Below are 13,462 nucleotides of genomic sequence, written 5' to 3' on the forward strand. Positions count from 1 at the left end.
GATGCTGCAAATAGTGTTTAATTATAAATCCATAAATTCCCAGGCACTGTGGTAAGCATTAAGGTTTTCGGTGTACTCGATAAACCCTGCATAAAATTTAGATTTCGACAAGGTAGAACTGTCGCCAATTACCACTAACTTTTTCCTTGCCCTCGTCATCGCAACATTCATTCTCCGTGTATCTGATAAAAAGCCGATGCTGCCCTCCGCATTACTCCTGGTTAAACTGATGTAAACCACATCGCGCTCCTGCCCCTGAAAACTATCGATTGTATTTACCGAAATCTGATTCAGGTATGGATTCAAAATTTCACTTTCCTGTACCAAAGCATTCAAAATCTGCACCTGCTGTTTGTATGGCGAAATAATGGCGATCGAAGGAAAACCGGTTTGTAGTGGATCACTGATTAAACGTTCTGCTAAATGTGTTAAATGCTTAACTAAAAATGCGGCTTCATCAGAGTTGGTGGTACTTGTACCATCTAATTTTTCATCGTAACTGCAACCGGCGGTATCAATAAACTGAATGGCTTTTTCGCCGGGAAACAAAACACGATCTGCAACCGAATGGTGCGCTCTTAATGCGTTATTGTAAAATACTGATGAGGAATAACCCATAATATTGGTATTCATCCGATATTGCTCCTCAAGTAAAACCACCGATTCTGGATGAAGCTTTACAATTTTTTCCAGTAAAGTATTACTTAATCCATTTTTAGCGGCCTCGTTTGATTTAATGGTTGGCGAAAGTTGAAAATGATCACCAGCCAATACTACTTTTTGTGCTTTTAAAATAGGAATCCAGCAGGCAGGTTCCAAAGCCTGGCCGGCCTCATCAATTACAATGGTATTGTATTTCAAATTCCGAACAGTATAATGGTTTGCGCCAACCAATGTTGCCGTAATAATCTGCGCTTTTGTAAACAGATTATCCATGATGTACTGTTCGGTTTTTTCTACTTCTTTTCCAATTTTGTGTGCTTCATCAAAAAGGGCTTTACGTTGTTCCCGTTCCGCCCTGCCAAAACTCCTTTTGTACTTATGGGCCATATTTTTATATTCATTGGCCTGTTTTTTAAGGGCTTTAATGGTTTTCATTTCCGGATGATCGGCCATTTGATGATCGAGCGTGGCAGCCAGTAACTTTTCCGAAACCCTGGCAGGATTACCCACTCTTATCACATTTAAACCTGCTAAAGCCAGTTTTTCAGTCAATAAATCAACAGCCGTATTGCTCGGTGCCACCACCAGTATTTTCTGATTACTGTGTTTTGCCAACGATTTTATGGCATGAACAAGCGTAGTGGTTTTTCCGGTTCCGGGCGGACCATGCACCACTGCTAAATGATCTGCAGCAATAATTTTGTTAACCGCCAATTGCTGCGAATCATTTAAAGTATTTGGGATGATAAACTTTTCTTCTCCTTGAAAAGATGGTTTTTCACCCTTCGTCAATATTTTGATTAATTTATTCTCCGAATCATTTTCTGCCAAATGCGTTGCCTGTTTAAGTGCATTTTGCATCTCATCGTAACTGTTATTATCAAAAAGTAAATCAACACCAAGCTTTCCATCCTTTGTCCAATCAGGTAATTCATCTACCCTAAAGTTGATTTTCATCCTGCTCGCACTTTGATGGGTTATAATCCCCTCAACACGGTCTTCTTTTGCATCGTGATTGGAAAATAGCACAACGGCAGAACCAAAACGAAACTGATGAGAAAAATCCTGATGGGTTGTTCGCTCCAACTCTACCGTTAAGTAATCGCCCCGGCCAATTTCCGTATTTCTGATCGCTATCGGGTACCAGGTTAAACCTAAAGCTCTGCGATCTGCGGCTGAAGTATTTTCAGTAAGTTTTAAGTACGATTGCAGGTCTTCTTCACGCTCTATGTTGAGCAAATCCTGAAGTTTTTTAAAATATTCTTTAGGCAAGGAATAAGGGGTTTATTGTTATTTTGGTAAAAGGTAAATTGATTAACTGTTTAATGGTATAAACTGGTTAATTGTTGTTGAAAATGATTAAAGAACCAGCTCCTGGTGTAACCGCAACATGGTTGTTTCAGCATCATCGCAAAAACCGGGATGCACTTTTGAGCATTGTACAACAGTACTTCGGGTTGCGGTGAGCCATCTGAACCGCGAAGCCTGATCGTATTGACCGATAGGCCCAGATCCCTTTGCAGCAGTACTGATCCTTTCGAATGCAGCTAGATTTTCTTTCAGTTCCACTAAATCAACAGCAGCAGAAAATGCTTTTACCCTGGCTTCATCCAAAACAAAAACACTTTTTAGAAACTTCTGCTTAGCACAAAATAAAATTATACCCACATTTATAAATTCCTCGCGTTCTACCCTCGGCATCACGCGGATTACAGCATACTCAAATAAGAATTTCCCTTGCATGCTGCGCTTCTTTTAAAAATATATCCGAATGTGATAACCGCTCTGTTAAAAAATAGGTATAGGCTTTTCGATGTTCATCTTTGGTTTCGAAATTTGTTTCGCCTTCCAACCAGTCATCAGGAATTAATTTAATTACGGCCTCAATTTTCTCTGCGGTTAGCATTTTAGTAAACGCTTCGTGTACGCTTTCCAATTCGGTGGCCCAGGGCAGCAGTACATGATCTTTAACCAAAAAGAAAGGTTTAACGGCCTGTTCTTTCCAGTTTTGCCATGAATGATGGAAATATAGCGCTGCTCCATGATCAATTAACCAAAGTTCTTTATGCCAAACCAGCATATTGGTATTTCGGCAGGTGCGGTCCATATTGGTTAAAAAGCAATCTAACCAAACAATCTGCGAGGCAAGTGTAGCATCAACAGTGGTAACCGTTGGATCGAAAGTAATTGCTCCTGATAAATAATGTAATGCCAGATTAAGGCCAACACTCGCTTTTAGTAAATCCTGAATTTCTTCATCCGGTTCGGTTCGTCCAAAAGCTTCATCTAAGTTGGCGAAAACCAATTCTGGTACCCGTAAACCAAGTAAGCGGGCAATTTCACCACCAATTAACTCGGCAATTAAAGCCCTTGTACCCTGGCCTGCTCCCCTAAATTTAAGTACATATAAAAAATTATCATCGGCCTCTGCAATAGCTGGCATAGAGCCACCCTCACGCAAAGGCGTAACATACCGGGTTACATTTACTGTTCTGAGTTGTAAATCGTTCATATTTGCAATTAGAATCGCCGTTTACATTGGGCACAATTCTAAACTTGCAGCAAATTTAGCAGAATTCCGACAATAAAACCGTCAAAGTTTAGTCGTAAAGCATGTGATGGAATTATGTAGGTAGATGTTTATCAGCTTCTGAAAAAGCATAAATAAATCAGTCCATTGCGAGAAGGCTTTTTCAGCTGACGAAGCAATCTTTCTAGCAAGAATTACCAGCATTAGAGATTGCTTCGGGGTTCCTCCTCAGCAATGACGAGGATAATAAAAAACCCTATTCTATTTAAAATCGCCTAGTCGTGCCCTAAATATGCATTTCCGGCAGGCGTCATTGCCGACGACCATTGTACCGATTCGCGGTTGATTGTGATTAATCCCATACTTTCTAATTCCTCATACTCATCTTCCATCCCACCTAAAACCGAAGAACTAACCTGTTGATTAATAACCTCTAATAGAGATATAATTTCTGATCTTTCCATAACAATAAGTGATTAGGTTTATTTAAACTAACATAAATATACTTAAAATGTTTATTGCTTAACTAAACATTTTAAAGGGTTTAAGGTTTGTACATATACAGCAATTAAATCAATGGAACTACATATCTATTACCTCTTCGTTATGGCATTACCGGTAGCCTGCATTGCGTGGACGGTTACAAAAGAAGAAATATTCAGAGAGGCACGCGAATTTTGTGTAGACCGGTCAAAAAACTGCAACAAACTGGTTAAACGTAAGTTTTTTTATGTTTTTACCTGCGAGTACTGTTTCAGTCATTACGTTACCGCACTTTTGCTGATCATTACCAAATTCACATTAATTTACCCCGATTGGCGTGGTTATATTATTTCTTTCTTTTCCATCATATGGATTGCCAATGTTTACATGAGCTTATATAATATCATTAGGATTGACCTTAAAAAGGAAAAAATTAAAGTTGCAAAAGAAGAGTCGGAGCTGAATAACGATTAAAACCATTCTTAACAGGAGCTGTTTTTAACGCATAAACTTAAAGGTTATGCCATCATCGGTAATTAAACATTTCAGTTATGATTCAGCTAAAAGATTACTAAAGGTAGTTTTCGTTACCGATATGGTATACCTGTATAAAAATGTTCCCGAAAAGATTTATAAGATGTTAAAAGCCTCCGGATCAAAAGGGCGCTATTTTAACAGCTACATAAAAGATAAATATAAATTTCAGAAATTAGAAAACGAATAACATGCCCGAAGGCCCATCTATTATCATATTAAGAGAATTAATTGAAGAGCTACATTTGAGCAAGCCAGAAGTACTGGAGGTAGCGGGCAATGCAAAAAATTTCGACAAAGACAGGCTTCTACACAAAAAGATCCAAAGCTTTAAGAGCTGGGGCAAGCATTTCCTGATCTGTTTTGATGATTTTACCGTCCGCATCCATTTCATGCTTTTTGGAAGCTATTTAATTAATCAAAGTAAGAAAATACCACTTAAGCTAGGACTTATTTTTAAAAAAGATGAACTTAACTTTTATACCTGCAAAGTAGATCTATTAGAAGGAAACGTTAACCAACATTACAATTGGGAAAATGATGTTATGGCCGATGAATGGAACTGCATTGCAGCCATTAAAAAATTAAAAAATATGCCCGAAGCCCTGGTTTGTGATGTTTTACTGGATCAACAAATTTTTAGTGGAGTGGGTAATATTATTAAAAATGAAGTTTTATACCGTACCCGAATCCATCCTTTAACTAAAATTGCCAACTTAACACCTGCAAAACTAAAAGCCCTTGTTAATGAAGCCAGAAATTACAGTTTCGATTTCTTGAAGTGGAAAAAAGAAAACACCTTAAGTAAACACTGGGAGGCGTATAACCAGAAAGAATGTCCGCTTAAGCATGTGATTGATAAAAAAGAATTGGGCAAAACCCATAGGCAAACTTATTACTGCACCAAATGCCAAAAATTATACAACTGATAAATGAGGCTGCTGCAGTAGTTAATATGTTAGTTATGTTTTCTCAAATAACGTCTTGTAATTCTCAAACCACTCAGCATCGGGCTTAAAAATATTTGCAGATAAGGAATGAAAATTGGATTTACTGAAAATTATTTTATTATTCCAATTCTTAAGTGAAATACATAAACCGCTAAAAATTAATAGCTTATTCTCTTTATTAACAAAAACCCAAACAACCAACTATAATCTTAAAGTAAAAGAAATGTTAATCTTTTAGGAATTTTGTAAACTAGTCCTATATTTGTCCTCGAGAGCGTTAATTTAGATACGGGTATACGACTTAGGTTGTATGCCCGTTTTTTGTTTTAGCAGTTGAGGCATGCTTCACAACCTCATTTAAACAGATTCTCAGCCACGGTGTATACGCTTCAGGATTATGTTCGATATCCTTAGCCAAAGCTTCTAAATCCATATATTTAAAGGTTTCCACTTCATCAGGGTTAATAACGGGCAAATCATTGCTCAACCCAAAAAAAACATGGTCTACCTCATGCTCAGTTAAACCATCTGCAAATTCGGCACGGTAAGTAAATTTAAAAAGGTAACTGATATCACAGTCCATCCCCATCTCCTCTTTTAATCTTCTTTTAGCGGCTTGTAAATTGCTTTCGCCAATCCGGGGGTGACTGCAGCAGGTGTTGGTCCATAAACCACCCGAATGGTATTTACTTAGGGCCCTTTGCTGCAATAGCAACTCGCGGTTGCTGTTAAAAATAAAAACTGAAAAGGCCCTGTGCAATAAACCCTTTTGATGCGCTTCCAATTTGTCCATCTGTCCTTTGGGCACATCTTCCTCATTTACAAGAATAACTTGTTCTTCCATTTAAATTGCATTTAACTTATTTCGGATAAGCGAATCGAACATTAAACCAACCTTTCGAGTGTTGGAAATCCTGATCCTTTCCGTCATAATTTTTTCGGCACTTAACCGCTTTATTTTAACAAATAATTTTCTATAGTATACGTAAGATAAGTATACGCCGTTTTTAGAGGCCGCAGGCAACATTTTAATTCCTTTTAAGGCATAAGCAAATTCTTGCTCAATCTCATCTTCAATTTCCTTTTTTTGGCGATCGCAGAATACAGCTAAATTTACATTTGGAAAGTAAGTGCGGTTTAACCCCTGGTGGTCGGCTTTAACATCACGAAGAAAATTTACCTTTTGAAAGGCCGAACCGAGTTTCATTGCATAAGGCTTTAACCGTTCATATTCTGCCGGGTCGCCATTTGCAAACACCTTTAAGCACATTAAGCCCACCACCTCTGCCGAGCCTAAAATGTATTCGTTGTACAGTTCGGGCGTGTATTGCTGGTCAGAGAGATCCATTTCCATACTTTTAAAAAAGCAATTAATTAACTCATGATCAACCTGATATTGATTGATAGTGCGTTGAAAAGAGTTAAGGATTGGATTTAAACTGATGCCCAGATCGATGGCTTCAAAAGTATCATGCTTAAATTTATCAAGTAAAAATTTCTTATCAAAGTGATGAAAACTATCCACAATTTCGTCTGCCAACCGTACAAAGCCATAAATAGCATGAATGGGCAAACGCAGTTCTTTACCCAAAAAATAAATACCCAGCGAAAAACTTGTGCTATACTTTTTGGTGGTTAGCCTGCTACAATCGGCCGATAATTGATCAAAGATTTCTTTCATGTAACTAGGGATATTGGAGTAATTTTTCAAATTCATCAAGGGTTTTAAACCAATTGATGTGACCGATATTTTTTAATTTACCGATTACCTGGCCGTTTCCGGCGAGATGAATTTTAGCGGATGAGCATAGGGATGATAATTGATCTATATATTTTTGTGATGTGGTTTCTGATCTGGATTTTACCATAAAAAGTAAAACATGATCCACATTTAATGTTGAGAATACTTTTTCAATTGAATCTAAAGGAACTTTACTTCCTAAAAAAATAACCTGATGATGGTGCATTTTAAGCATATAATTTGCAAAAAGTAACCCGATATCGTGGTCTTCATCCTCAGGTAAAAAAAGAAGCCAGGTACCACTCGACGATTTTGCCAGTGGGAGATTATTAATGTGGGTAAATATTTTCTGCCGGATGATGTTCGATAAAAAATGTTCGTGTGCAGGGCAAATATCGTCTTTGCGCCACATCAATCCCAACCTTACCAGTAAAGGATAAATTATTTTGCGGTAACAATCAGAGAGTCCGAATTGGGCTATCCCATCATCAAGTAAACGATTAAAAGATAATTCATCAAAAGCTAAGCCATGACTGATGAGTTGGGAAATATAATATTCCAGATGCTCATCATCCGACGGGTAAGAAAAATGTTCGTTTAAAAGTTGGTCAACATCCTGCTCGGAAAGACTACAGATTTTAGAAATTTTTAAACCGCTTTTATTTAAACTAGCGATATTTAACAGTTTTTTAAGCTGTTTATCATCATATAAGCGGGTATTGCCCTCCGATCGTGAAGGCGTTAAGGCATTATAACGTTGCTCCCAGATCCTGATGGTATGAGAATGAATGCCCGAAAGCTGTTCAAGATCTGAAATGGAATAATTCATTATTTTGTTTAAATATATTCAATAAAATATAAACAAAAAGAATACTGGAAAGTTTTTTCAACAAGTGCACCTAAATGTTTTGCCAGATTTTGTCTAATAATGATGTGTTATGGAGACCGTTATTGCCAGGCTTAAAGCAATTTTAAAGCGAAGGCTAGTTGCTATCGCTTTAAAATTACGTAGTTAACTTAAATAGCCTTTAAACAATGGCATAGCTATATATCGACAAATAAATCTGCCATTACTAAAAAAAATTATTCGAAATATGATTTATAATCTTCAACAAATTCGGAGAACTTTCTTGGCAATTTACCGGTAACATCCTTAACTGTGTCGGTTACAATAGCCGCTTCACCGCGTGCATAATGTGCATAATCTTCTATTAAACCTTCGGCCTGCCATTCGGGAAAACCAAAATGAAGTAAGGCCGATAACATCTCCTGATCAGCAACATTAACATAATTAATTTGTTTTTGCAGTACTTTTGAAAGCACTTCTGCTATTTTATTATGACTAATGGCTTCAGGTCCGGTAATATTAAAAATTTCACTCTCCTTGTTGCGCGTAATCAATCTTTCAACTGCAATAGCGGCAATATCCCGAACATCAACCAAACTAATTTTTGCATCGCCGGCTGTGGCAAAAAATTGCTGCTGGTATTTTATGGCATCGGCAAAGCCAAGTAATCCCTGCATAAACAAATTGGGCCTTAAAAAACTGTATTGCAAACCAGTACTTTTTATCTTCTCTTCTACAACCGCATGGTAGCGAAGAAAGCGCACAGGAGAATTTAATTCTGCCGCAAACTGTGATAGCTTAACTATATGTTTTACACCACTTTTAACAGCTGCATCTACAAAATTGCATTGTAAATGCTCGGCTTCATCAGACGAGTTACTTAACAAAAAAACATTTTCTATTCCTTTTAAGGCGTTTAAAATGCTTTGCTGATCGTTAAAATCGCCAACTATCAGCTTCACACCTTTTAAATGTTTTAGAGCTTCTGCTTTATCTAACGACCTTACCAAGGCACTGAAAGGAATTTCTTTAGCTGCCAATTGTTTTGCCAATTCCAAACCTACACTTCCCGTTGCTCCGGTGATCAGTATAGAAGGGTTTATTAAATCTGTCATGTTTTTATATTTAATTACACCACAAATTTCAACCCTTGCATAGGAATAAAATTGTAAGAAAACGAAAACCCGTTAAAAAGCTTTTTCGGTTAATAGCACCCCTTTTTCGCCATTACCGGTTTCGATGGTATGCACGTGTTTATACGAATGGCTAAAAAAATCGTATCCATGTTCCATCTGTTTAATGGCTACTGTATTTAATGGATAATTAAAATTGGTTTGCATGCACAACAAGTTTCCATTGGCCAACAAAAGAAAGTCGCAGTCGTAACCCCGCTCTTGTAATTCAATTACTTTTTTTGTGATGGAAACATTCAATCTATTGGTGGTTCGGGCAATATTTTTCATGGGACACTGGTTTAGGTATGATTTAAAGGTTATTCAATGTAGGTATTAATAATTACGAATCAAAATGCAATATATTGTAATACAAGCGTTTAAATCAGTTTGTTTTGTTCATTTTTTGTCGAAGATATACCTAAGTGTCGCTGATGCAGTTATTTAGCATACAAATCATATTTGTATCATATTCTTTACCAATGCAACTAAAAATCAATACAAAGCGGAATTTAATTTCATTATTTAAAATGCAAGCCATAATTTCGTGAATCTTAACATCACACCTAATGAAATTAAAATGTATCGTAATTGACGACGATATCCATGCCGTAAACGGTATAAAATCTTATATTAACAACCTCTCAAACATCCAGCTAATCAAATCTTATACCGATCCGATACTGGCACTTAATGAGATTACAGCTGGAAATGCGGTTGATATTGTTTTTATGGATGTAGATATGCCAATGATTTCGGGCATTGAATTATCAAAGGCAATCAGGCATAAAACAGATAAACTCATATTTACCACATCGCACTCCAAATACGCTTACGAAGCTTTTGAGATGTATGCAAGTGCCTATCTGCTAAAACCTTACACATTTGCCCGCCTGGCCGAAACCATTAACAGACTTTTTCCACATAACCCGGGCACGCAAAGCGTAAGCATTAAGCCAGAAGATGATTATTTTTTTGTGAGGAATAAAAGCGAAAAAAACAACTTAATTAAAGTAAGGTATACAGATATTGTTGCAATAGAAAGTCTGCAGAATTACGTACGCATATTTACTTTAAACGAAACCATTGTTTCTTACATCGCATTATCTGAAATTAAAATAATATTAAAAGACTACCATAATTTTGCACAGGCTCACCGCTCATTCATTGTTGCTAAAAATTACATTGAAAAGGTAGAAGGCAATAGCTTAAAAATGATTAATAACCTCACCATAAATATTGGCAATAGCTATCGTGAGAGCATACAGGAGTACATTAAAGAAAAAACGATTAAAACAAATCGTTCTTAAAACTAAATTTTTAGTATTTTCGTTATCAGAACATTAAAACATATGTTTTTTTGTTAACCATATTTTATAGCCGTTCCCCTATTTACTAGCCAAATGAGTCGTATTATCGAAAAAGAGCATCAAAAAAAACGCAGCATCCTGGAATGGATTGCCAGCAAAAAACTTCACATCATCATTTGGATCATCTTTATTTTTTACGAATCCATCATTGTTGGTTTAATAAATGGAAAATTTGGTCAGCTTGCTTCCTATATCCTTTATTATTCGCTCAATATTATTACTTTTTATGTACATGCACATGTTGTGCTTTCAATAGGTTTACAAAAGCCAAAGCAAACGGCCTGGAAACTTCCTTTGCTCCTTGTTTTGGAAATTATAGGATATTTAATTTTAACCATCATCCTTGATTATACCATTATCCACCACACTAATTACACCGGAACAAGAAAGATTACCCTTGATTTACAGTATTTTACACCATCGCTTTACCGCTGTATTTACTTCATGTGCTTTTCTACAGGTTATTATTTTTTAATGCGATACATCAACGAAAGAAAAAAAACCGAAGAATTAGAAAAACAGCGCTTAAACAACCTGATACAAATTGCCAGATCGGAAAATGCGTTTTTAAAAGCACAGATCCAGCCTCATTTACTGTTTAATACGTTAGATTTTATCTATCAAAACGCAAGAGAATCTTCTCCAACGGCTGCAGAAGCCATCCATTCACTTTCCGAAATGATGCGTTATTCTGTAGACAGCAACAAAGACAGGGAATTTATTTTATTGGATGAGGAAATTAATCAGGTAGAAAATTTAATCAATCTACACCAGCTCCGCAAAGATCATGGTGTACAGCTTCGATTTTGGTATGAGAATGAAATCCGCGGTATAAAAATTATCCCTATGGTACTGATTACCTTGGTTGAGAATATGTTTAAACATGGCGAGTTGCTTAAAGAATCGCACCCGGCAGAAATTTCATTGAAAGTAGATCAGGGAGAACTGATTATAGAAACAGCTAACCTTATTAAAACCTTAAAAAATACTTCAGGTTTAAATGCAGGGATGGAAAATATCAGAAAACGTTTAGAATACACCTATGGAAGCAATGCAACGTTTAAATATTTTAGTAATACGGAGCATTACTTTAAAGTTTTATTAACAATTAAGCTCTCATAAAACAAATAATTTTAACATCTTTCTTTCAAAATATTAAATTCTTCATCGAATTTTAAATAAAAAGATAATTTTCCTTGCCGAAAATACAAAAATCCGTTTCGAACTTGTTTTTTTTTCTTTTTATAGGCCGAAATAGTAATTTGCATTAACTAAACCTATAAAAATGTCAATAAGTTGCATCGCTATCGATGATGATCCGCATGCGCTGGAAAGTTTAATCGCATATATGGATAAGTTGCCAGACTTAAAACTTGTTCAATTTTTTACCGAACCGCTCCAGGCATTAGCTGAAATATCTGTTTCCAACCCTGTCGACATCATTTTTATGGATGTAGAGATGCCATCAATCTCAGGTATCGAACTTGCCGGTTTATTGAGACAAAAAACAAAACACCTGGTTTTTACCACAGCACACCCCCGGTATGCCATTGATGCCTTTAAGGTTGATGCTGATGCTTACCTGCTTAAACCATATTCTATATTACATTTTGCTAAAACGATAAACAATTTATATCCTACAGGAAAAAATACACCAAATCTTTTTTCAGTTTTTGATGAACATTTCTTTTATATCCCTTTACAGGAAGAAAACGGCGATTTAGTAAGGATAGACTTAAATGAATTAATTGCTGTTGAGGATTTTGAAGTGGATATTAAATTTAAAACGACCAAAAATACCTTTTTAAGTTCTAAATCGAATTTTATTAAACTGCTTAACATGTTTAAAAAGCATGAAGCATTTATTCAAATCAGCGATAATGTGATCATTTCCAAACAACACATAAAAAGTGTTTTAGGAGATAACATTTTACTTTCCTGCGAAACCGCTTATACGGTTTCTGAGGCTTATAAAGAGCGTTTTGAAATCTTTATTAAAAATAATCTGCTAACCGACAGGCCCAAACCCGGGGCTATACAATAAACGAATTTACCATCCAACACCTACGGTTTTAGGCTTTTTTATCTCCTTTAAAACATTAACGTTAATTTTTTGTATTAGGATAGTCTATTTTATTACTAAATGATTATCCGTTTTGAAAAGAGTGTTGGTTGTAGATGATGATCCCGATGTATTAGAGGTTTTTCAAGAAGTGCTGGAAACTGAAAATTATAAAGTTTTCCCTTTATTATCACCGAGATACATATTTAAAACCATTAAAGATTTTAATCCTGATCTGATTATTCTAGATATTATGTTGAATGGAATGGATGGACGTGCTGTTTTTAAAGAGTTGAGGCTAAATCCTGATACAGAAAATATACCTGTTATTTTAGCTTCAGCCAGATATGATGAAAACTATATCACCTCCCAAAAGTACCATCCCAATGATTACCTGGAAAAACCATTTAACATGGTCGATTTATTAAATAAAGTAAATGCTTTAACAGAAAATTAAAATATCAGATATGAAATTAAAATTACTAACACCAATTGTATTACTGTACGCAGCAATATCATTCAAAGCAAATGCACAAGGCAGACCAGATAAACTTTACTCAATGAGTGGAATTGGATTTGCATTCCCTGTAGGTGAAACTTCAGATTACTTTAAGCCAAAATTTTCTACTTCTTTAGGTTTAAACCTGGGTTTAGGCGATGGTGGTTTATTTTTATACCCTAAAGTTAGCTTGCATGCCTTTACCTTTAACCAAATTACGCCAGATGAAGGTTACACCTACACCCTTCAAAAAGGACGGGCTACCACTTACTTATTAAATGTTGCATTGGGCTATCGTAAAATTGTAAACAAATGGGCCTTTTATGGTTTTGCAGGTGCAGGAGGCGGATTTATCCTTACTCCACAAGCTGCCGTAAACAGTACAACTTTACAGGTTACTCAAGATAATAAATCAAACAGTTTAGGCATTGCCGAAGGCGGCGGAGGTATAGAGTATAATATTGGAGGTGCCAACTTATTTGTGGAAGCCAGCTACATGTACGGTTTCAGCAAAATCCAGAACAGGGCTTTCAATACCGTTCCAATCAATATCGGAATTAAACCTAACCTGAGTAAACTTTTAAATAAACTTAAATAATATTTGCATACAA

17 protein-coding genes are annotated in these 13,462 nt (G+C 36.0%); 8 read left to right on the forward strand and 9 right to left on the reverse strand.

The features are described from left to right. Nucleotides 1–21: 21 nt before the first annotated feature. The 4 genes from ASE74_RS17645 to ASE74_RS17660 form a co-directional block, all read right to left on the reverse strand. Nucleotides 22–1,935 carry an AAA domain-containing protein gene (locus ASE74_RS17645; protein WP_055911870.1) on the reverse strand — a complete coding sequence of 638 codons (1,914 nt, stop codon included), beginning with the start codon at nt 1,933–1,935 and terminating at the stop codon, nt 22–24. 87 nt (nt 1,936–2,022) lie between these two features. Next, complete coding sequence (locus tag ASE74_RS17650) at nt 2,023–2,406, reverse strand: DUF3037 domain-containing protein (RefSeq protein ID WP_055911873.1); 384 nt, start codon at nt 2,404–2,406, stop codon at nt 2,023–2,025. Continuing rightward, nucleotides 2,384–3,175, reverse strand: coding sequence for a HipA family kinase (locus tag ASE74_RS17655; RefSeq protein WP_055911876.1), 792 nt, complete (start codon nt 3,173–3,175; stop codon nt 2,384–2,386). The genes ASE74_RS17650 and ASE74_RS17655 overlap by 23 nt, the downstream gene beginning before the upstream one ends. Nucleotides 3,176–3,468: 293 nt before the next feature. Continuing rightward, nucleotides 3,469–3,657, reverse strand: a complete 189-nt coding sequence (locus ASE74_RS17660; protein ID WP_055911878.1) for a hypothetical protein — start codon at nt 3,655–3,657, stop codon at nt 3,469–3,471. Nucleotides 3,658–3,769: 112 nt separating this feature from the next. On the opposite strand from ASE74_RS17660, the gene ASE74_RS17665 reads away from it, so the two are divergent. From ASE74_RS17665 to ASE74_RS17675, 3 genes are read left to right on the forward strand one after another with little or no spacing between them, the layout of a single operon-like run. After that, nucleotides 3,770–4,150 (forward strand): hypothetical protein, encoded by a 381-nt coding sequence (locus ASE74_RS17665; RefSeq protein WP_055911881.1) that lies wholly within the window; start codon nt 3,770–3,772, stop codon nt 4,148–4,150. 46 nt (nt 4,151–4,196) lie between these two features. Then, on the forward strand, nt 4,197–4,400 hold the full coding sequence (locus ASE74_RS17670; protein WP_055911883.1) for a KTSC domain-containing protein: 204 nt from the start codon (nt 4,197–4,199) through the stop codon (nt 4,398–4,400). Nucleotide 4,401: 1 nt separating this feature from the next. Next, nucleotides 4,402–5,139, forward strand: a complete 738-nt coding sequence (locus ASE74_RS17675; protein ID WP_055911885.1) for a DNA-formamidopyrimidine glycosylase family protein — start codon at nt 4,402–4,404, stop codon at nt 5,137–5,139. 322 nt (nt 5,140–5,461) lie between these two features. Here ASE74_RS17675 and idi read toward each other — a convergent pair whose 3' ends face one another. The 5 genes from idi to ASE74_RS17700 form a co-directional block, all read right to left on the reverse strand. Then, a complete protein-coding gene (gene idi, locus ASE74_RS17680) occupies nt 5,462–6,004 on the reverse strand; it encodes an isopentenyl-diphosphate Delta-isomerase (RefSeq protein WP_055911888.1) in 543 nt (180 codons plus the stop codon). Further along, nucleotides 6,005–6,841 (reverse strand): phytoene/squalene synthase family protein, encoded by an 837-nt coding sequence (locus ASE74_RS17685; protein ID WP_055911891.1) that lies wholly within the window; start codon nt 6,839–6,841, stop codon nt 6,005–6,007. A 4-nt stretch (nt 6,842–6,845) separates the two neighbouring features. After that, nucleotides 6,846–7,730, reverse strand: a complete 885-nt coding sequence (locus ASE74_RS17690; protein WP_055911896.1) for a MerR family transcriptional regulator — start codon at nt 7,728–7,730, stop codon at nt 6,846–6,848. A gap of 254 nt (nt 7,731–7,984) precedes the next feature. Beyond that, entirely contained in the window at nt 7,985–8,863 is an 879-nt protein-coding gene (locus ASE74_RS17695; RefSeq protein WP_200912320.1) for an SDR family oxidoreductase, read from the reverse strand. Between the two features lie 72 nt (nt 8,864–8,935). Next, nucleotides 8,936–9,211, reverse strand: coding sequence for a hypothetical protein (locus tag ASE74_RS17700; protein WP_055911898.1), 276 nt, complete (start codon nt 9,209–9,211; stop codon nt 8,936–8,938). 278 nt (nt 9,212–9,489) lie between these two features. Between ASE74_RS17700 and ASE74_RS17705 the strand changes: the two genes are divergently transcribed. The 5 genes from ASE74_RS17705 (at nt 9,490) to ASE74_RS17725 (ending at nt 13,449) form a co-directional block, all read left to right on the forward strand. Next, nucleotides 9,490–10,230 carry a LytTR family DNA-binding domain-containing protein gene (locus tag ASE74_RS17705; RefSeq protein ID WP_055911899.1) on the forward strand — a complete coding sequence of 247 codons (741 nt, stop codon included), beginning with the start codon at nt 9,490–9,492 and terminating at the stop codon, nt 10,228–10,230. Between the two features lie 93 nt (nt 10,231–10,323). Then, entirely contained in the window at nt 10,324–11,412 is a 1,089-nt protein-coding gene (locus ASE74_RS17710) for a sensor histidine kinase (protein ID WP_055911900.1), read from the forward strand. A gap of 163 nt (nt 11,413–11,575) precedes the next feature. Beyond that, entirely contained in the window at nt 11,576–12,334 is a 759-nt protein-coding gene (locus tag ASE74_RS17715; protein WP_055911902.1) for a LytTR family DNA-binding domain-containing protein, read from the forward strand. A 121-nt stretch (nt 12,335–12,455) separates the two neighbouring features. Further along, nucleotides 12,456–12,809, forward strand: a complete 354-nt coding sequence (locus ASE74_RS17720; RefSeq protein WP_055911904.1) for a two-component system response regulator — start codon at nt 12,456–12,458, stop codon at nt 12,807–12,809. A gap of 10 nt (nt 12,810–12,819) precedes the next feature. Further along, nucleotides 12,820–13,449 (forward strand): hypothetical protein, encoded by a 630-nt coding sequence (locus ASE74_RS17725; RefSeq protein ID WP_055911906.1) that lies wholly within the window; start codon nt 12,820–12,822, stop codon nt 13,447–13,449. Nucleotides 13,450–13,462 lie beyond the last annotated feature (13 nt).

Source organism: Pedobacter sp. Leaf216 (genome assembly GCF_001421515.1).
Classification (GTDB): Bacteria; Bacteroidota; Bacteroidia; order Sphingobacteriales; family Sphingobacteriaceae; genus Pedobacter.

Bases quoted from the DNA above. Each gene is read 5' to 3' on its own strand.
- ASE74_RS17650 (WP_055911873.1), bottom strand. From the start codon at position 2,406: ATGCAAGGGAAATTCTTATTTGAGTATGCTGTAATCCGCGTGATGCCG.
- ASE74_RS17655 (WP_055911876.1), bottom strand. From the start codon at position 3,175: ATGAACGATTTACAACTCAGAACAGTAAATGTAACCCGGTATGTTACG.
- ASE74_RS17660 (WP_055911878.1), bottom strand. From the start codon at position 3,657: ATGGAAAGATCAGAAATTATATCTCTATTAGAGGTTATTAATCAACAG.
- ASE74_RS17665 (WP_055911881.1), top strand. From the start codon at position 3,770: ATGGAACTACATATCTATTACCTCTTCGTTATGGCATTACCGGTAGCC.
- ASE74_RS17670 (WP_055911883.1), top strand. From the start codon at position 4,197: ATGCCATCATCGGTAATTAAACATTTCAGTTATGATTCAGCTAAAAGA.
- ASE74_RS17675 (WP_055911885.1), top strand. From the start codon at position 4,402: ATGCCCGAAGGCCCATCTATTATCATATTAAGAGAATTAATTGAAGAG.
- idi (WP_055911888.1), bottom strand. From the start codon at position 6,004: ATGGAAGAACAAGTTATTCTTGTAAATGAGGAAGATGTGCCCAAAGGA.
- ASE74_RS17685 (WP_055911891.1), bottom strand. From the start codon at position 6,841: ATGAAAGAAATCTTTGATCAATTATCGGCCGATTGTAGCAGGCTAACC.
- ASE74_RS17690 (WP_055911896.1), bottom strand. From the start codon at position 7,730: ATGAATTATTCCATTTCAGATCTTGAACAGCTTTCGGGCATTCATTCT.
- ASE74_RS17695 (WP_200912320.1), bottom strand. From the start codon at position 8,863: ATGACAGATTTAATAAACCCTTCTATACTGATCACCGGAGCAACGGGA.
- ASE74_RS17700 (WP_055911898.1), bottom strand. From the start codon at position 9,211: ATGAAAAATATTGCCCGAACCACCAATAGATTGAATGTTTCCATCACA.
- ASE74_RS17705 (WP_055911899.1), top strand. From the start codon at position 9,490: ATGAAATTAAAATGTATCGTAATTGACGACGATATCCATGCCGTAAAC.
- ASE74_RS17710 (WP_055911900.1), top strand. From the start codon at position 10,324: ATGAGTCGTATTATCGAAAAAGAGCATCAAAAAAAACGCAGCATCCTG.
- ASE74_RS17715 (WP_055911902.1), top strand. From the start codon at position 11,576: ATGTCAATAAGTTGCATCGCTATCGATGATGATCCGCATGCGCTGGAA.
- ASE74_RS17725 (WP_055911906.1), top strand. From the start codon at position 12,820: ATGAAATTAAAATTACTAACACCAATTGTATTACTGTACGCAGCAATA.